This is a genomic window from Williamsia sp. CHRR-6 (assembly GCF_018474015.1).
GTDB lineage: Bacteria > Actinomycetota > Actinomycetes > Mycobacteriales > Mycobacteriaceae > Williamsia_A.
The window spans coordinates 115393-133788 of sequence record NZ_JAHCSG010000006.1 but is presented as its reverse complement, the minus strand read 5'-3'; the positions used below and the strand labels follow the sequence as shown (position 1 = coordinate 133788).

Sequence of the window (18396 nt, the reverse complement as noted above, 5' to 3'; positions counted from 1 at the left end):
GGCACCTGGGTGCCCACGTCCTGATCAACGGTCAGGCGCATTGCCCCACAGGCTCTTCCATCATCCATCATCCTCACGACAGGCGGAGACAACCATGAGCACGTCCAACTCCAGCGCAACCACACGACTGGGAACCCTCGTCGCGGTCGCGGCGCTGATCAGTGTCAGCGCCGCGTGTAGCAGCGACTCCGACACGTCCACCTCTGCACCCACCAAGCTCGGCACGACCGAGGGCCGCGTATCGATCCTGGCCTGGCCTGGCTATGTCGAGAACGGTAGCAACGATCCGAAAGTCAACTGGGTCAGCGGTTTCGAGAAGCAGACCGGGTGCAAGGTGACCTCCAAGACCTACGGCACCTCCGACGAGGCGTTCAACCTCGCGAAGTCGGGTTCTTACGACGTCGTGGTCGCCTCGGGTGACCTGACCGCCCGGATGGTCGCCTCCAAGCAGGCCGCGCCGGTGAACACCGGTCTGGTGCCCAACTACGCCAAGATCTTCGACTTCTTGAAGAATCGGGAGTGGAATACTTTCGACGGCAAGAGCTACGGGATTCCGCACGGCTACGGCGCGAATCTGCTGATGTACAACGAGGAGAAGGTGTCACCGGCGCCGACGTCGTGGTCCTCGGTGTTCGACGGCGCCTCGAAGTACAAGGGCAAGGTGACCGCCTACGATTCACCGATCTATATCGCCGACGCGGCACTCTATCTGATGAAGACGAAGCCGGAGCTGGGCATCAAGAACCCGTATGCGTTGGACGACAAGCAGTTCGCGGCCACCGTGGATCTGCTCAAGAGTCAGCGAAGCAACGTCGGCGAGTACTGGTCGGACTATCTCAAGGAGGTGTCGGCCTTCGAGACCGGCGATTCGGTCATCGGCACCACCTGGCAGGTCATCGTCAACTCGATCACCAAGGCGAAGGTCAAGGCGATCGTCCCGACCGAGGGCGCGACGGGCTGGTCGGATACGTGGATGGTCTCCTCGCGCGCCAAGAACATCAACTGCGCCTACGCATGGCTCGACTACATCAGCTCACCGAAGGTCAACGCCCAGGCCACCGAGTACTTTGGCGAGGCACCGTCGAGCCAGGAGGCCTGCCAGTTCGCCTCCGACCCCAACTTCTGCTCCACCTACCGCGCCGGCGACAAGGAGTTCGCCGAGAAGCTCTGGTACTGGCGGACTCCCGTGGCCAAGTGTGTCGACGGACGTACCGATGTGACCTGCGCCGACTACTCGAAGTGGGCCAAGGCGTGGACCGAGATCAAGGGCTGAGGCGACGATGACCACCACCCTCGATGCGCCGGGCGACACCTGCGCGCCGGTGCCGCCGCGGCCTCGGTCACCGGCGCGCGCAGTCTCGTCGTACCTGGCGAAGCGGCCGCGCACGCGGCTGTCGCTGTTGCTGGCTGCGCCGTTGACCTGGTTGGTCGCGGTGTACGTGGTGGCGTTGGCGGCGCTGCTGGTCACCGCGCTGTGGACGGTGGACAGCTTCACCGGCGACATCTCCAAGACGATCACCTTCGACAACCTCCGCTCGATCACCACCGAGGCCCTGTATCGGACGGTGACCCTGCGGACGCTGGGGGTGGCGGTGCTGGTGACGATCATCGATGTGGTGATCGCGTTGCCGATCGCGTTCTACATGGCCAAGATCGCCTCGCCTCGGGCCCGGCGGCTGTTGGTGATCGCGGTTCTCACCCCGTTGTGGGCGAGCTATCTGGTGAAGGCTTTCGCGTGGCGCTCGATGCTGTCGTCGGATGGGATCGTCTCGTGGACAACCGATCACCTGGGTCTGGGTCGTCTCGGTTACGGGCTGACTGCGGTGATCATCACGCAGGCTTACATCTGGCTGCCGTATGTGATCTTGCCGATCTTCGCCGGGCTCGAGCGGGTGCCTGACTCGTTGCTCGACGCGTCGTCGGACCTGGGGGCGTCGACGGCGGCGACCTTGCGCAGGGTGGTCGCACCGCTGATCCTTCCTGCGGTCATCGCGGGTTCGATCTTCAGTTTCTCGTTGACCCTGGGTGACTACATCACCGTCAACATCGTCGGCGGTGCCACCCAGATGCTGGGCAACTTGGTGTACACGAATGTCGGTGCGGCGAACAACCTTCCGTTGGCGGCGGCGATCGCGCTGATCCCGATCGTGATCATGGTCGGGTATCTCGCTGTGGCCCGCCGCGCGGGAGCGCTCGACAAGCTCTAGCGCGGGAGCGCTCGACAAGCTCTAGCGCGGGAGCGCTCGACAAGCTCTAGCGCGGGAGCGCTCGACAAGCTCTAGCGCGGGAGTGCTCGACACTCTCTAGCTCGGGATGTTCCTGCTCCGGCCACGCACAGAAAGTACTTCGAACATGGTCATCGGACCCTGGGTTCGCAGAGGATTCGCCGCGACGACGGCACTCGTCCTCGCGCTCATCTATCTGCCGTTGCTCGTCGTGGGAATCAACTCGTTCAACTCGAGCAACACGTTGAGTTGGCCTCCACCGGGTTTCACCCTCACGTGGTGGACCCGCGCGTTCGGTAACCAGGGTGCCCGTGATGCCCTGATCACCAGCGTGCAGGTGGCGCTGGCGTCCACGGTGATCGCGTTGGTGCTGGGCACACTGATGGCGTTTGCGCTGCAACGGTATTCGTTCTTCGGCAAGTCGTCGGTCAATCTTCTGGTGATCTTGCCGATCGCGTTGCCCGGCATCGTGACCGGTATCGCGTTGAACAACGCGTTTCGCGGGATCCTGGGGCTACAACTGACCCTGGTGACCGTGGTGATCGCCCACAGCACGTTCTGCATCGTGACGGTGTTCAACAACGTGCAGGCCCGGTTGCGGCGCATGGGCAACAACCTCGAGGAGGCGTCGGCCGACCTCGGAGCGGGTATCTGGACGACGTTTCGTCTGGTGACGCTGCCTCAGTTGCGGCCGGCGCTGTTGGCCGGCGGCCTGTTGGCGTTTGCGCTGAGTTTCGACGAGATCATCGTGACGTCGTTCACCGCCGGTAGCGGGGTGACCACGCTGCCGATCTGGATCCTGGACAACCTGTTTCGACCCAATCAGGCTCCGGTCGCCAACGTGGTCGCCGTCGTGTTGATCATCGTCTCGGTGGTCCCGATCTGGTTTGCCCAACGGTTGTCCGGTGACACCGAGACGGTGCGCTGAGGCGCTGGGGCCGGTCAGGAGGCGGCGAAGGCTTCGGCGAGGACGTCGAGGCCTTCGTGGAGCAGCTCGTCGCTGATCGACAGCGGCGGCAGCAGCCGCAGCACGTTGCCGTAGGTTCCGCAGGTCAGCACGATGACCCCGGCGGCGTGCGCGGTCATCGCGATGGCCTTGGTCCGCTCTGGATCGGGGGTGTCGGTGCCGGAGTGGACGATCTCCACGGCGATCATGGCGCCGCGTCCGCGGATGTCCCCGATGCGGTCGTCGGTGGCGGCCAGCGCGTGCAGCCGTGCGAGTATCACCGATTCGATGGCGCGCGCCCGGTCGATGAGACCGTCGGACTCGATCGTCTCGATGGTTGCCAGTGCGGCGGCGCACGCGATGGGGTTGCCGCCGTAGGTTCCGCCGAGACCGCCGACGTGGGGGGCGTCCATCATCTCGGCTCGCCCGGTCACCGCGGAGAGCGGTAGGCCGCCTGCGATGCCTTTTGCGGTGACGATCAGGTCGGGCACCACACCTTCGTGTTCGCAGGCGAACATCGTTGCGGTGCGGGCGAATCCGCTTTGCACCTCGTCGGCGATGAACACGACGCCGTTGTCGGTGCACCAGTCTGCGATCGCGGCGAGGAATCCGGGTGCGGGCACGATGAATCCGCCTTCGCCTTGGATCGGTTCGATCACCACTGCGGCGAGGTTGGCTGCGCCGACCTGTTTGTCGATCACCGACAACGCGCGCTGCGCCGCTGCAGGCCCGTCGAGGCCGCCGTCACGGTACGGATACGACATGGGTGCGCGGTACACCTCGGATGCGAACGGTCCGAACCCGCTTTTGTAGGGCATGGATTTCGCGGTCATGGCCATCGTGAGATTGGTACGCCCGTGATAAGCGTGGTCGAAGGCGACGACCGCGCTGCGGCGGGTGTGAGCTCGGGCGATCTTGACCGCGTTCTCCACCGCCTCGGCGCCGGAGTTGAACAGCGCTGAACGCTTGTCGTGGTCGCCGGGGGTCAGTCGCGCCAACGCCTCGCATACCGCCACGTAGGACTCGTATGGGGTGACCATGAAACAGGTGTGGGTGAAGGCGGCGACCTGCTCGGACACTGCGTCCACCACCCGTGGGGCGCTGTTGCCCACGGTGGTGACCGCGATTCCTGAGCCCAGGTCGATGAGGATGTTGCCGTCCACGTCGCGCACCACGCCGCCGGATGCGGCTTCGACGAACACCGGCATGGTGGTACCGACCCCGGCGGCCACCGCGGAGTGCTTACGCGCCATCAACTCTCGTGAGCGGGGACCGGGGATCTCGGTGATCAGACGGCGGGCTTGTTCGAGTATGACGGTCATGGGGCTCCTGCCTCGGATCGCTGCGGTGTCGACTCATGATCCCCGAACTGCGGCGATGCCGTCCAATGCCGAGAGATACAAGCGACTATGCTTTTTGTGCATGGAGCTGCGGACCCTGCACTACTTCGTGACCGTGGCACAGGCGGGCACCGTCAGCATGGCGGCCTCTCAGTTGCACATGACTCAACCCGCACTGTCGCGCCAGATCCGCCAGCTCGAACACGAGTTGGGCGTGGAGCTGTTCGTGCGCACGTCGGGGCGATTGGTGCTCAGCGCAGCGGGCCGGGCGTTTCTTCCCCACGCACTCGACGTCCTCGATCGCGCCCGCATCGCGCGCGCCGCGGCCAACGCCACCGCGTCTGGACGTCTGGAGACCATCACCATCCGCGCCCCCGCCACCACCATCAACGACGTCATCGCACCGTTCGTGGCGACCCTGTCCCCCACCGATCCCACCCCGCAGGTGACCGAAGCCGACCCGCTGACCACCCGTGGCGAGGTGGATCAGGACACCGATCTGGTGATCCTGCCCCACACCGCCCCACACACCGCAGCCAGCGAGCCGATCGCGGTCCTGCCGCTGTGGGCATACGTGCCCCTGGGGCACGCCTGGTCGAGCCGCCGACGCATCGACATCACCGAACTGGCGGAGCAGACGGTGTTGGCTCTCACCCTGGGGAACACGCCACGTCAGATTCTCGACGACGCCCTGGTGCGCAGCGGGGTGTCTCCCGGTGCGATGCGCGAGTGCGCTCACCCTCAGATCGCCCAGGCGCTGGCCGCGGCCGACCGAGGTGTAGCCGTATTGTCCGATGACCCACGGTTCGGGTTGCACGCAGTGATGATCGACACCGAGGACGGTCCACTGCAGATCCAACTGGTGGCGGCCTGGGATCGCTCCCATCACGCCGGGGAAGCATTGCGGCACATGGCGTGTCGACTGCGTGCGTTCTGCGGCGAACGCTACGGCGCCGACGCCGTCAGATTCCCCGAGGCCGCACCTGACACTTCGGGCAGCTGAACGAGCTGCGGTTCATGAACTGTTCGCGACGCATGATCCGCCCACACCGACGGCACGGCTGTCCTTCGCGGCCGTAGGCGTTGAGTGATCGCTCGAAGTATCCCGACTGCCCGTTGACGTTCACGTAGAGACGGTCGAATGAGGTCCCGCCCTGCTCAAGAGCCTGGGCCATCACCTCGCTGGCAGCGTCGAGGAGACCACGCAACTTGGGCCGAGACAGCTCGTCGGTCATCCGAGCGCCGTGGATCTTGCTGCGCCACAGGGCTTCATCGGCGTAAATGTTGCCGACACCGCTCACCACGTTCTGATCGAGCAGCGCCCGCTTGATCTCGGTGTGGCGGCTGCGCCACACCGCGACCACCCGATCGGGGTCGAAGTGCGGGTCGAACGGATCGGGGCCGATGTGGCTGATCGTGCTCGGGATCAGCTGGGCTGCACCAGGTTCAGCTGCCTGCTGCGCGGGGTCGACAACGTAGTCGTCAAGGAACCAGCCGCCGAACGTGCGTTGGTCGACGAACCGTAACTCGCGCCCATCGTCGAGTTCTGCTCGCACCCGCAGATGAACCTCGTCGGGCGCGCCGGGATCGCACACCAGCATCTGTCCACTCATCCCCAGATGGATGACCAAGGCGACATCCTCAGGGGCAGAGGCAGACTCACCGCCTGGCGTACGGGTCAGATCAAGCCACAGGTACTTGCCTCGGCGTCGCGCGGCGGCGATCCGACTGCCCGCCAACGCACCCGCCAGATCGGCTGCACCCGGCAGATGTCGGCGTACCGCGCGGGGATGGCGCACCGACACCGAACCGAAGGTGCGGCCGACGGCGTGGTTGTGCAGGCCGAGCCGCACCACCTCGACCTCGGGGAGCTCGGGCACCTCTCAGCTCGCCCCGGCGTCGGGATCGGACGCGGACTCGGGGTCCTCGCGGGCGGCGATCTGCTGCCAGGCCGTGGCGGCCGCCTTCTGCTCGGCCTCTTTCTTGGTCCGACCCGTACCGACACCCTTGGGTTCGCCTGCGACCATGGCGGTGGCGGTGAACTCCTTGGAATGATCGGGACCGGTCGAGGTGATCTGGTAGGTGGGAACCCCGAGTCCGCGTTCGGCGGTCAGCTCCTGCAGCGAGGTCTTCCAGTCCAGGCCCGCCCCCATCACCGCTGAGCGCCGAACCGAGCGAGCGAACAAGCGTGACACCACTTCCCGCGCGGTCTCGAAACCGTGGTCGAGATACACCGCGCCGAGGATCGACTCCATGCCGTCAGCCAGGATGCTCGCCTTGTCCCGGCCGCCGGTCAGCTCCTCACCGCGGCCCAACAGGATGTGGCGGCCCAGTCCACCTTCACCCAGACCACGGGCCAGGTCGGCAAGGGCGTACATGTTCACCACGCTGGCCCGGATCTTGGCCAGTTCGCCCTCGGGCCGCTCGGGGTAGGTGCGGTAGAGGTCTTCGGTCACCACCACGCCCAGCACGGAGTCACCCAAGAACTCGAGCCGCTCGTTGGTGGGAAGCCCGCCGTTCTCGTAGGCGTAGGAGCGATGGGTCAAGGCCAGCGCCAACAGTTCCGGGGAGATCTGCACCCCGATCGCCTCGAGCAGCGGGGCCGGATCGGCGACCAGCTCCGGAATCGCAGACGCGACCTCGGCCTCGCTCGCAGTGTCGCTGCGTTCAACCATCAGTCGGCAACCACGCCCTCGGGCCCGGCCGCCCCGAACCGTTCCTGCAGCTTGGCCCACCGGGGATCGATGACGTCGTGGCCGTGATCGGGTTCTGCGGTGTCGAGCCGAACGCCGCACTCCACGCACAGTCCAGCGCAGTCCACACGGCACAGCGGCGCAGACGGCAGATCCAGACACACGGCATCGATCACGGCCTGCTCGAGATCGATCAGATCGTCGTCGATGCGGTGGATGTCGTCGGCGTCTGAGGTCTGGTCGGTGATGCTGTCGGGGTAGGCGTACAGCTCGGTGAGGAACACGTTGACTGCGCCGGCCACCGGCTCAAGGCATCGCGCGCAACGGCCGACGGTCTCCCCCGCGGCGGTGCCGGTCACCAACACACCCTCGTTGACCGATTCCAGCCGCAGATCGAGGTCGACCTCGGTTGCGGCGGGGATGGAGATCAGGTCCAGCCCGATGTCGGTCACGCAGGTGACGGTGCGGTGCACCTGGGCCATGGTTCCGGGACGACGGCCTAGCGACCGGATGTCGAGTACGAAGGGGCCCACGGCCGAACCGGGGCGAACGCGCTGATCAGACACGCGCCCGACGATACGTGATGGGATCGTCGCTTCCCAGTTCACGACCAACCGGGCCGAGCCGACGACGCTACTGCGGTCAGACAGCTACACCGGTGGGAAAGTCCGCGGTACGCGGCCGATCGCCGTAGTCGTGCAGACCGGCGCCCGTGCGCAGCTGTTGGCGCCCCCGGCTGACCGAGCGCATGGTGCCGGTGAGCAGTTCCTCGAAGTCGGCGAGCTTGTTGTCGACGTAGACATCGCACTCACCGCGCAGGCGATCCGATTCGGAATGTGCCGCATCGATGATGCGGTCGGCCTCGGACTTGGCTGCCGCCACGACCTCGGTCTCGGACACCAGTCGCTGTTGCTCGGCGATACCCTCGGCCACCGACTTCTCGTAGGTGGCGTTGCCGGATTCGATCATCCGGGCCGCCTCGGCGCGGGCCCGTCCGGTCACGGCCTCGAACTCGCGCGCGGCACCGGCGGTGGTGCGCTGGGCTTCGTCGGACGCCTGGTTGACGAGGTCGGTGGCGTGCGCCTGGGCCTCGGCGACCATGCGGTCGGCGTGCGACTTGGCTTCGGAGAGGATGCGATCGGCCTCAGCGCGCGCATGGGCCACCATCGAGTCGGCCTGCGAGGTCGCTTCACCGATCGTCTTGTCGGCGTGCGCGCGGGCGTCGCCGACCAACTTGTCGCGTTGGTCGAGTACATCCTGGGCATCGTCGAGCTCACCGGGGATGGCGTCCTTGACGTCGTCGAGCAGCTCCAACACGTCGCCGCGCGGCACCACACATCCGGCGGTCATCGGGACTCCCCGCGCCTCCTCGACGATGGCGACCAGTTCATCGAGAGCTTCGAATACTCGGTACACAGCTACCTCTGTTTCTCGCCGATGCCCGAGGGCACGCAACTAGAGTGATTGGTGTTGTTTCTGTGGTTATTGTGCCCAGTGGTTCCCGGTTTTCGTGGTAGCCGGTCGTGGCGTGTCGAACACGCCTGCTCGAGGATCACCGACCCACCTTCGCTGCGACAGCGGAGTAGACCGGCTCGGGCAAGAACGGGGCCACGTCACCGCCGAGTTTCGCCACCTCTTTGACCAGCGAGCTCGACACGTGCGCCCACTGCGGTTCGGTCAGCAGGAAGAACGTCTCGATCCCGGCCAGGTCGCGGTTCATCTGGGCCATCGGCACCTCGTACTCGAAGTCCACCGAACTGCGTAGCCCCTTGACGATGGTGGAGTAGTCGTTGCGGGCGAGGTAGTCGACGAGCAGTCCCTCCCACCGGTCCACCCGCACACCGGGCAGATGCGCGGTGCACTGCTCGATCAACTCGACGCGCTCATCGATGGTGAACATGCCCTGCTTGGCCGGGTTGACCACCACGGTCACCACGAGTTCGGAGAAGCGCTGCGCGCACTGTTCGATGACGAACAGGTGGCCGCGGGTCAGCGGGTCGAATGAGCCTGGGCACACAGCACCGGTCATACCGGCCAAGCTAGCAGCCGAACCGTCCAGCCGACTCGGCGTGAATGTCGCGACCGGTCACCGATCGACCGCGACGGCGATGTCGATCCGGGTCTCGCCGTAGGTGCGCGACAGCACCTCGGCGAACGCGTCGGGCCACACGGTGGCCGCCGACCGTGCCGAGCGTTCCACGGCAATCATCGTCTCCGAGTGCACCCAATCTCCGGCGGCCAACGCTACGAGGTGGTCGGTGATGACCGCACCGTCGAGGTCGTAGGGCGGATCGCAGAAGACGAGATCGAATGCGCCAGACGCACGACCGCAGAGCACCGCAGTCACCGGTCGGCGTCGGATGTGCAGACGGGCGGCATCGAACCCAGCCGTTTCCCGGTTGCTCGCGATCGTCGCTGCAGCTTTGACATCGGATTCCACCGACACCACCGTGGCCGCACCTCGCGACAGCGCCTCGAGCCCGAGCGCACCGGATCCGGCGTAGAGGTCGAGCACGGACAGACCCTCGAGGTCGATTCGGGCTTCGAGTATCCCGAACAACGATTCGCGGACCCGGTCGGAGGTGGGTCGCGTCCCCGACGGCGGCGCCGAGATGGGACGCCCCCGAGCCGTACCGGCGATGATCCGCATGAACGTCATTGTCGGCGACCCGACACCCGCCGGGCACACCCGGGGGTCGATGTCGAGACAGTCAGACCTCATCCGACCGCCCACCCATCATGGGCGAGTGGGCGGTCACCACCAGGATTCAGGCCAGTGCGAGGAACAGCTTCTCGAGCTCGGACTCGGTCATCGGCTCCTTGGCCCCGGGGTCACCGGTGATGCACTCCCGCAGACCGGTCGCCACGATCTTGAAGCCCGCCTTGTCCAAGGCCCGTGACACCGCAGCGAGTTGGGTGACAACGTCCTTGCAGTCGCGGCCGTTCTCGATCATCGAGATCACGCCGCCCAACTGCCCGTGCGCGCGTCGCAGTCGGTTCAGCACCAGGGCGATCGTCTCGTCATCTCCAGTCATGGCAGTCCTCCCGTAGGTCAACCCAATCGTACCCCCGGGGGCATGGATCCCCCGGGGTCGACGGTGGTGAGGTCAGGCGGCACTGAGGGCAGCGATCGCCTTGCCGAGGAGTTCGGCGGCCTGCGAGGCGACTGGGACCAGTCCGGACTCATTGGTGACTGACACCATGAGGTCGGGGTTCATCGCCTCGACGATCATCGTGCGCCCGGACTCGTCGGTCGTGTCAGCGCGAACCACCACATTGCACGGCAGTAGCATCCCGATCTGAGGCTGCACTCCGAGTGCCTTGTGCGCCAGCGTGGGGTTGCAGGCGCCGAGGATCGTGAATTGCTCCATGTCCTCGCCGAGCTTCTGCTTCAAGGTCGCCTGCACGTCGATCTCGGTGAGCACGCCGAACCCCTGGTCCTTCAGAGCGGTGGTCACCTTCTCGCGCGCGGTGGCGAAGTCGATATCGGTCAGCGTCGTGCGCAGTCCGAGTTCCATCGTTGTCTCCTTCATCTCGTGTCCTGGGGTCAGTTGTGGGCAAAGCTGATGGTCGGCAGAACCCGTCGCAGCCATGCGGGTGACCACCACCCTGCGTGACCGGTGATCCGGAGCAGGACCGGCAGCAAGATCAGCCGAATGAACACAGCGTCGAGCAGCACCGCCACACCCAGGATGATGCCCATCTCCTTAGGCGGGAGCGGATCGGCGAGAGCGAAGCTGAAGAACACCGCCACCATCACCGCAGCCGCGGCGAAGATCACTCGACCCGAGTGAGCCATACCGTCGATCTGAGCCTCGTGCGCGTCGCCCGATTTTTCATAGTGCTCCTTGGCAGTGGCCAACAGGAACACGGTGTAGTCCATTGCGATGGCGAAGATCATCGCGAAGAAGAACACCGGGCCCCACCCGTTGAGGAATCCCTGCGGCGTAAATCCCAGTAGCGACGCCCCATGGCCGTCCTGGAAGATCAGCTTCGCGACACCGAATGCCGCGCCAGTCGAGAGCAAGCTGACGACCGTGCCCAGCAGCGCGATGAGAGGTGCCTGCAACGCAACGAGCAATAGCAGGAAGCCCATGACCAGGATGACGCCGATGATGATCGGCAAGTAGTCGTTCAGGGCGGTCTGCAGATCGAGGTTCTCCGCCGGCGCACCCCCGACGAGGGCGTCGGCCGGGAGCCGATCACGCAGGGTGTCGAGAATCGACTCCATCTGCGCATCCGACGGGTCCACCGTCGGGATCGCCTGCATCAGTGCGTAACCCGAGCCATCGCGTGCAGGCTGGGGCGGGGTGACCATGGCGATACCCGGGCTCGAGGACGCCACGGCTGCAGCCGCCTGCGCATCAGCGACCGGCGCGATGACCTGCAGAGCCCCAGGCGCGCCTGGGCCGAACTGCTCTTGAACCAGCGCGTAGCCCAGCCGCACCGGGGCGTCCTCCGGGACCACCGAGATCGACGGCATCGCGACCTTGAGCCCGAACACCGGCAGGGCCAAGAGCACCAGGATCCCCAGGGAGACGATGGCGAACGGCCACGGATGCTTGTGCAGCAGCGATCCCCACCGGTGGAACATCGGCGAGCGGTGCTCCTGCTTCTTGGCGTACGGCAGCGACACCGCGTTCACCTTTGACCCGAGGGCGCCGAGCACGGTGGGCAGCAGGGTCAGCGTCGCAAGCAGCACGAAGATGACCGCAAGCATGATCCCGACCGCCATGGTGCGGACGGCCGGCGCCGGGACGAGCAACACCGCCGACAGGCTCACCAGGACGGTGAGGCCCGAGAGGAAGACGGCCTTACCTGCGGTGTCCATGGTGTCCACGACGGCCTGCCGCCGATCGCCACGCTGTTTGAGCGCATCGCGGAACCGCGAGACGACGAACAGCGCGTAGTCGATCCCGAGTGCGAGGGCGAACATCATCGCGAAGTTCATCGCCCACACCGAGATCGGGGTGATCTGGTTGAGCAGCACCAAGCCGCCGGCCGATGCGACCAGTCCGGCGATGGTCAGCAGCAACGGCAGACCCGCGGCCACCAGCGAACCGAACGCAAGAACCATGATGGCGAGGGTGACCGGCCACGAGAACAGTTCTGCCTTGATCATCGCATCGTGATTGGCCTTGTTGAAGTCGGCCCACAGCGCCGATGCCCCGGTCGGGTAGACCTCGATGCCGTTCTTCGACAGCGCAGTCAGCTTGGACTTGTGATCGTCGACGGCCTTCACCATCTCGTCGGTTGACGCATTGGCGCCGGCGATGAGGATGCCGGTGCGGCCGTCGCGACTGATCGTCATCCCGGGCTGCGGCGCGACGATCTCACCGAATCGCGAGTCCGACCCGAGTTCACGACCGATCTGGGTGAACACCGCCTGCATGGACGGGTCCGAGACCGTCTTCGAATTCGAGTGGACGACGACCTGGACCGCCGAGGAGGCGTTCCCACCGAAGTGCTTCTGCGCCAGATCACGCACAGCAACGGACTCCGAGCCGTTGGCCTGCCATCCGGCGCCCGCGAGCGATGAGAACACCGACGGCGCGAACGCGCCGAGGACCACGATTGCCGCCAGCCACACGCCGAAGACGATCCGACGGTGATCAGTTCCCCAGCCACCGATGCGACCAAGAACACCCGGAGTGGAGTGCTCAGATGCGCTGGACCGGTCGGGTGGCGCGGATGTGTCTGTGCTTGTCACTTTTTTCGTCCTGTCAGTCGAGTGAAGATTGATTCGGTCTGGGTGTTCGCGTGGCCGTCACACCACTGCGAGTCGGGTATCCGTCGCTTGACGAAATCGACGTGACGACCACACCCGGCCCACGTCGTCTTTCCGCATGTCCTGCACTTCACCGCGTGGCACACGGGTCAGCCCTCCTGCCCTGTCGTGAGAGTGGGCGGCCCCGAACGAGGCCGCTGCAGTTGGGCAAACGCTGGCGTCCTGGCCAGCACTGCCACTGCGTCGAGAAGGTCGTCGGCAGCGTCGCCTGTTGGGATCTCGGTGATCACCGGCCCAAAGAAGGTGCGGCCGTCGATCGCGACGAGCGGCGTGCCCGACGGCTCGCCGTACGCGGCCACGGCGACGGCATGGGCGCCCGCGACCGCCTCATCGAGCGCAGGGTCGTCGATGGCATCGGCCAACGGCGGGTCGAGCCCGCACTCGGCGAGCGCGGCTCGCGCGACGTCTAGGGTCACATCGGCGTGATCACGATGGATCCGACGCCCCAGTGCCGCATAGAGATCGGCGAAGGAGTCCGCAGGGGCGGCGGCCAACAGTCGGCCTCCCGCGCGTGAGACCGCCATGTGGTGCGCCATAACGGGATTCATGTCGCCGGCGGCGATCGCTTCAGCGTTCAGAACCACCAGGCTCATCTGCCGCAGACGCAGCGTCACGTCGTCACGGCCCGCGACACCAGTGAGCCAACGCGACGTGGCCCACGCGAACGGACACGCCGGATCGACGTAACACTCGACGTTCATCCAGCCTCCTCTCAAATACCCCCATGGGTATATTTGCAGACGGAGCCGATCCTCCGCAAGCAGTGATCGACTTTCGCAAAAATACCCATGGGGGTATAAATTGTCCAGCGTTCGGCCGGACCAACGAGCCGACGAGTTGAGGGAGGAATCCACGTGATCAGCACCGCAGATGTTCGCTCAAGAATGACTGTCGAACGAGCGGTACCCGCGTTGGCAGGCGTGATGGTGGCCCTCAGTGCCGCACTGGCGCTGACGGTATCGCCGTGGTGGACGATCGTGACATTCTTCGTCGCCGCCAATCTGCTCTTCTACAGCGCCGTTGGGTGGTGTCCGGCCAGCCTGCTCATGCGGAAGGCAGGATTGCGGTCCTCACCGTGACGCGGGACCGCCGAGCGACAAATATGCCGAGCGACAAACATGATGTGCGCGGGGCTTCGCCGCGCCTGACTAACCGCCGCTTGCGGTCATGGTCCAGCGGCTAGGGTGCACCCCGTGGTCTTGAGTTCGCGCATGCCGGATCTGAACGCGCTGGAAGTTCTCCTCGCCGTCGCTGCTCACGGCAGTCTCACTGCGGCCGCGCGTCATCTGAACCTGACACAGCAGGCCGTTTCGGCTCGAATCCGGTCGATGGAGGCGCTGACCGGGGTCCAGATGGTCATCCGAACGAGCCACGGTTCCACACTCACCCCCGCTGGGCATGTCGTCGCAGGATGGGCCGACGGACTTCTCGACACCGCTCACCGCATCGACTCGGGGCTGGCCTCGCTCCGCACGGACGCCCGCGCGCATCTTCGCATCGCGGCGAGCCTCACGATCGCCGAACAGCTGCTACCCCACTGGTTGATGTCACACCGAGCGCAGGCGCACCGGCACCAGGTTGAGCCCCCAAAGGTGACAGTGGTGGCATCCAACAGTGCACAGGCGATCGCCGCCGTGCGCGACGGCGATGCAGATCTCGGCTTCGTCGAGAGCCCGGGAACACCCAAGGCGGTACGCAGTCGCATCGTCGACCACGACGAACTCGTGGTGGTGGTCGCGCGAGCGCACCCCTGGGCGAAACGCACGGTTCCGGTGACAGCCGAGGAGTTGAGCGCTACGTCCTTGGTCACGCGCGAATCAGGTTCGGGCACTCGCGAGTTCCTTTCCGACGCAATACGTTCAGCGCTTGGTCCCAGCCACCCGCAGGCGGCGCCCGCGATGGAGATGCCCACTACATCGGGCGTGCGCTCTGCCGTTCTGGCAAACGCGGGCCCGGCAGTTCTGAGTCGCCTCTCGGTGGTTGATGACCTCACACTCGGTCGGCTCGTGGCCGTCCCCCATGACGGAATCGTTCTCCGTCGCGACTTGAGAGCCGTGTGGATGGGTGGACGGATTCCCCCGGCCGGAGCGATCCGGGATCTCGTCGGACACGTCGCCGCGCTGCGAAACTGAGAGCGACGAACTGCAACACCCGGTGAGACGTCTGCAGCAGAATACAAACCCGATTTGTGACCTCACAAACGCTCACGCTCTGGTCCTGCACATCTACGGCCCGGAGACTCGAGGCATGGCAAGCACAGTCGATCTCGTACCGCAGCGACGCACTCGGGTTGGGCATCCGGAGGCGGAAGTACGCATTCTCGAGCACATCACCCCGAACTGGTTTGCTTCGGTCATGGGAACGGGAATTGTCGCCAACGCCACCGCCACCCTGCCCCTACAGCTCACCGGGTTGCGGGTTTTTGCAACGGTCGTCTGGCTCATCGCTTCGGTGGCGCTGAGCGCGTTGGCGGTCGCATTCGCCGCGCACTGGGTGATGCACCGCGGCCACGCTCGCGCCTATGCCACACACCCGGTGGTGTCGCAGTTCTACGGCGCCCCGCCGATGGCAATGCTGACCGTGGGTGCCGGAGCGATCACCCTGGGGCCGGCTACGCTTGGCCCGAACGCGGCACTGTGGGTCGGCGTGGTCTTCTGGATCAGTGGAACACTAACCGGTCTGGCCACCAGTCTTTGGATCCCGTACCGGATGATCACCGCTCACGACCACGACATGTCGAAGGCGTTGCCCGCGTGGTTGATGCCGGTCGTGCCTCCGATGGTGTCGGCATCCACCGGGGCGCTGTTGCTCGATCACGTCGCGGCCGGTCAGCCGCGGCTGACGCTCATCGCCGCCTGCTACGCGCTGTTCGGCCTCACGTTGTTCCTCGGGCTGATCACGATGACGATGATCTACTCGCGCCTGGTCCACAGCGGCATGCCCGCCGTTCAGGCCGCGCCCACCGTGTGGATCATGCTCGGCATGATCGGGCAGTCCATCACCGCAACGAACCTGCTCGGTACCCGCGCCGCGACGGTATTCGTCGGCGCGCAAGCAGCCACCGCAACTGGTCTCCACATCTTCGGCATCGTTTATGGCTTCGCGATGGGAGGGTTCGGTGTCATGGTGTTCGGCCTCGCGGTGATGCTGACCGTGCACGCCGCGCGACACGGGCTGAGCTTCTCACTGACCTGGTGGAGCTTCACCTTTCCCGTTGGTACATGCGTAACCGGTGCAACTGCGCTGGGTACTGCAGCTGGCATAACGATCATCCACACGTTAGCCATCGGCCTCTACGCCCTGCTCGTGACGGCCTGGGCTACCGTGGCCGTCCACACTGTCCGCGGCATGATTTCCCGGAACGTGTTTCTCCCCGCCTGAGTATCGTCGAGTGGGTGCGAATCCGAAGTCACGTCGCATGGGCACCCGGCGAGCCCACCGAGCCTGATCCCGATCTCACCGGATGCGTAGACCGGGTCGCCGACACGCTGCGCGGCGCCCGAGTGGTGGTTCTCAGTGGGGCGGGCATGTCCACCGAGTCAGGCATCCCCGACTACCGCAGTCCGGACTCGCAACCTCGCGCCCCGATGACCATCGACATGTTCCTCGCCTCACCTGAGTACCGGCGGCACTATTGGGCGCGAAACCATCTGGGGTGGCGCCACATGGATGCTGCGCTGCCGAACCGGGGCCACCGAGCCATCACCGACCTGCAGCGTCTGGGGATCGTCACTGGTGTCATCACCCAGAACGTGGACATGCTGCACACCAAGGCCGGCAACGCACCGGTGCTGGAATTGCACGGCTGCTACGGACGTGCCTGCTGTCTGCGTTGCGACTGGCAGATCTCACGGCATCGGCTGGCCGAGATCCTCGAACCCCTCAACGAGGGGTTCACCACGCGTATCCGCAACCGGGGTGCCATCGAGGTGGCGCCGGATGCAGATGTGGCGGTCAGCGACACCGAGGACTTCGTGATGATCGACTGTCCGGCCTGCGCAGGCCCACTCAAACCCGCCATCGTCTACTTCGGGGAGAGCGTGCCCCGTGACGTGGTGGACCGCGCCTATGCGATGGTCGACTCCGCTGACGCACTGGTGGTGCTGGGGTCTTCGCTGACGGTCATGTCCGGTCTGCGATTCGCCAAACACGCACACCGCCACGGCAAGTCGCTCGTCGTGATCAACCGCGGCGCGACTCGCGCCGACGACATCGCCGAGGTGAAGGTCGACCGGCGGTGCGGGGAGGTCCTCGACGGACTCGTGCAGCGCTACGCCTCAGGCCACCGGGACCAGGTCGTCGGCGTGCACCACCGGGCGTCGTAGGCCTGAGGGAAGGTCGGCCGTCGAGCGCCCCACCATCTCGGCCACCTCGGTGGCGTCATAGGCGATCACGCCCCGGGCCTGCGGCGCGCCGTCGTCGGTGACGATGTCGATGACGTCGCCGGCCGAGAACGTACCCGACACGCCGGTCACTCCTGCCGGCAGCAGCGATTTGCGATGCGAGATCGCTTGGGCGGCACCGGCATCGACGGTGATGGACCCTCGGGTCTCGGCGGCGTGACGCACCCAGAACCTACGGGCTGACAGCCGCGTGGGTCGCGCCGCAAACGCGGTACCCACCGCAGCGTCACGCAGCGCCGCGTCGGCCTGCGATGCTGCGGCCAACAACACCGGCACCCCTGCATCGGCGGCCAACCGCGCCGCCGACAACTTCGACGCCATCCCGCCGGTGCCCAACGCACCACCGGAGCCGGCGATCACCCCGTCGAGGTCGGCAGGACCAGCCACCTCTCGGATCATCCGCGCAGCGCCTTTGCGCGGATCGCCGTCGTAGAGGCCGTCGACATCAGAGAGCAACACCAACGCCTGCGCGCCGGCCAGGTGGGCCACCAGCGCGGCAAGTCGATCGTTGTCCCCGAAGCGGATCTCGTCGGTGGCCACGGTGTCGTTCTCGTTGACCACCGCCACCGCACCCAGTGCACGCAACCGGTCGAGGGTGCGTTGGGCGTTGGCGTGGTGTTCGCGGCGGGAAATGTCGTGTGCGGTCAACAGGACCTGTCCGACGGTGCGACCGTGTCGCGCGAACGAGGTCCCCCAGGCGTGGGCCAGCGCCAGCTGCCCGACACTGGCCGCGGCCTGCTTGGTGGCCAGGTCGGTGGGCCGCCGTTTTAGTCCCAACGGCGCCAGACCTGCACCGATGGCACCACTGGACACCACGATGACGTCGGTGCCCGCTGCCATCCGCGCCTCCAACGCATCAGCCAGCGCGTCGAGTCGTGGCAGGGACAGTCCGTCGGAGAGGTCGGTCAGGGCCGACGAGCCGATCTTGACCACGATGCTGCGTGCATCAGCGATCTGGCGGCGCACATCGAGTTGCTCGTCGACCATCACCGCGCCGACCA

20 protein-coding genes are annotated in these 18396 nt (G+C 65.9%); 8 read left to right on the top strand and 12 right to left on the bottom strand.

The window, feature by feature from the left end; genetic code table 11:
- The first annotated feature begins 94 nt into the window (after positions 1-94).
- From KIK15_RS16370 to KIK15_RS16360, 3 genes are all read left to right on the top strand, one after another.
- Positions 95-1273: an ABC transporter substrate-binding protein gene (locus tag KIK15_RS16370; RefSeq protein WP_214245790.1), complete on the top strand. Its 1179-nt coding sequence runs from the start codon at positions 95-97 to the stop codon at positions 1271-1273.
- A gap of 7 nt (positions 1274-1280) precedes the next feature.
- On the top strand, positions 1281-2207 hold the full coding sequence (locus KIK15_RS16365; protein ID WP_214245789.1) for an ABC transporter permease: 927 nt from the start codon (positions 1281-1283) through the stop codon (positions 2205-2207).
- 145 nt (positions 2208-2352) lie between these two features.
- A complete protein-coding gene (locus KIK15_RS16360) occupies positions 2353-3153 on the top strand; it encodes an ABC transporter permease (protein WP_214245788.1) in 801 nt (266 codons plus the stop codon).
- 14 nt (positions 3154-3167) lie between these two features.
- Here KIK15_RS16360 and gabT read toward each other — a convergent pair whose 3' ends face one another.
- Complete coding sequence (gene gabT, locus KIK15_RS16355) at positions 3168-4493, bottom strand: 4-aminobutyrate--2-oxoglutarate transaminase (protein WP_214245787.1); 1326 nt, start codon at positions 4491-4493, stop codon at positions 3168-3170.
- 100 nt (positions 4494-4593) lie between these two features.
- Between gabT and KIK15_RS16350 the strand changes: the two genes are divergently transcribed.
- Complete coding sequence (locus tag KIK15_RS16350) at positions 4594-5514, top strand: LysR family transcriptional regulator (protein WP_214245786.1); 921 nt, start codon at positions 4594-4596, stop codon at positions 5512-5514.
- On the opposite strand, the gene mutM is transcribed toward KIK15_RS16350, so the two are convergent.
- The 10 genes from mutM to KIK15_RS16300 form a co-directional block, all read right to left on the bottom strand.
- Positions 5474-6391: a bifunctional DNA-formamidopyrimidine glycosylase/DNA-(apurinic or apyrimidinic site) lyase gene (mutM, locus tag KIK15_RS16345; protein WP_214245785.1), complete on the bottom strand. Its 918-nt coding sequence runs from the start codon at positions 6389-6391 to the stop codon at positions 5474-5476. The two genes, KIK15_RS16350 and mutM, sit on opposite strands and share 41 nt — an antisense overlap.
- A 3-nt stretch (positions 6392-6394) precedes the next feature.
- Positions 6395-7186 carry a ribonuclease III gene (rnc, locus tag KIK15_RS16340; RefSeq protein WP_214245784.1) on the bottom strand — a complete coding sequence of 264 codons (792 nt, stop codon included), beginning with the start codon at positions 7184-7186 and terminating at the stop codon, positions 6395-6397.
- The gene (locus tag KIK15_RS16335) at positions 7186-7770 is read right to left on the bottom strand and encodes a DUF177 domain-containing protein (protein WP_307851940.1); all 585 of its coding nucleotides are present in this window, start codon (positions 7768-7770) and stop codon (positions 7186-7188) included. The genes rnc and KIK15_RS16335 overlap by 1 nt, the downstream gene beginning before the upstream one ends.
- A 76-nt stretch (positions 7771-7846) precedes the next feature.
- Positions 7847-8620: a DivIVA domain-containing protein gene (locus tag KIK15_RS16330; RefSeq protein ID WP_214245783.1), complete on the bottom strand. Its 774-nt coding sequence runs from the start codon at positions 8618-8620 to the stop codon at positions 7847-7849.
- A gap of 136 nt (positions 8621-8756) precedes the next feature.
- The gene (gene coaD, locus KIK15_RS16325) at positions 8757-9233 is read right to left on the bottom strand and encodes a pantetheine-phosphate adenylyltransferase (RefSeq protein WP_214245782.1); all 477 of its coding nucleotides are present in this window, start codon (positions 9231-9233) and stop codon (positions 8757-8759) included.
- Positions 9234-9290: 57 nt separating this feature from the next.
- On the bottom strand, positions 9291-9854 hold the full coding sequence (rsmD, locus tag KIK15_RS16320; RefSeq protein ID WP_214245781.1) for a 16S rRNA (guanine(966)-N(2))-methyltransferase RsmD: 564 nt from the start codon (positions 9852-9854) through the stop codon (positions 9291-9293).
- A 118-nt stretch (positions 9855-9972) separates the two neighbouring features.
- A complete protein-coding gene (locus tag KIK15_RS16315; protein WP_214245780.1) occupies positions 9973-10239 on the bottom strand; it encodes a metal-sensitive transcriptional regulator in 267 nt (88 codons plus the stop codon).
- Between the two features lie 72 nt (positions 10240-10311).
- Complete coding sequence (locus tag KIK15_RS16310; RefSeq protein ID WP_214245864.1) at positions 10312-10722, bottom strand: DUF302 domain-containing protein; 411 nt, start codon at positions 10720-10722, stop codon at positions 10312-10314.
- A 29-nt stretch (positions 10723-10751) separates the two neighbouring features.
- Positions 10752-12914: an MMPL family transporter gene (locus tag KIK15_RS16305; RefSeq protein WP_214245779.1), complete on the bottom strand. Its 2163-nt coding sequence runs from the start codon at positions 12912-12914 to the stop codon at positions 10752-10754.
- A 167-nt stretch (positions 12915-13081) separates the two neighbouring features.
- Positions 13082-13693 carry a DsbA family protein gene (locus tag KIK15_RS16300; protein ID WP_214245778.1) on the bottom strand — a complete coding sequence of 204 codons (612 nt, stop codon included), beginning with the start codon at positions 13691-13693 and terminating at the stop codon, positions 13082-13084.
- 183 nt (positions 13694-13876) lie between these two features.
- On the opposite strand from KIK15_RS16300, the gene KIK15_RS16295 reads away from it, so the two are divergent.
- The 4 genes from KIK15_RS16295 (at position 13877) to KIK15_RS16280 (ending at position 17317) form a co-directional block, all read left to right on the top strand.
- The gene (locus tag KIK15_RS16295; protein WP_214245777.1) at positions 13877-14071 is read left to right on the top strand and encodes a DUF2892 domain-containing protein; all 195 of its coding nucleotides are present in this window, start codon (positions 13877-13879) and stop codon (positions 14069-14071) included.
- Positions 14072-14185: 114 nt separating this feature from the next.
- Positions 14186-15124 carry a LysR family transcriptional regulator gene (locus tag KIK15_RS16290; RefSeq protein ID WP_214245776.1) on the top strand — a complete coding sequence of 313 codons (939 nt, stop codon included), beginning with the start codon at positions 14186-14188 and terminating at the stop codon, positions 15122-15124.
- 115 nt (positions 15125-15239) lie between these two features.
- Positions 15240-16373: a TDT family transporter gene (locus tag KIK15_RS16285; protein ID WP_214245775.1), complete on the top strand. Its 1134-nt coding sequence runs from the start codon at positions 15240-15242 to the stop codon at positions 16371-16373.
- 14 nt (positions 16374-16387) lie between these two features.
- Positions 16388-17317 carry a Sir2 family NAD-dependent protein deacetylase gene (locus KIK15_RS16280; RefSeq protein ID WP_214245774.1) on the top strand — a complete coding sequence of 310 codons (930 nt, stop codon included), beginning with the start codon at positions 16388-16390 and terminating at the stop codon, positions 17315-17317.
- Here KIK15_RS16280 and proB read toward each other — a convergent pair.
- Complete coding sequence (gene proB / locus KIK15_RS16275) at positions 17270-18382, bottom strand: glutamate 5-kinase (protein ID WP_214245863.1); 1113 nt, start codon at positions 18380-18382, stop codon at positions 17270-17272. The two genes, KIK15_RS16280 and proB, sit on opposite strands and share 48 nt — an antisense overlap.
- Positions 18383-18396: the final 14 nt, after the last annotated feature.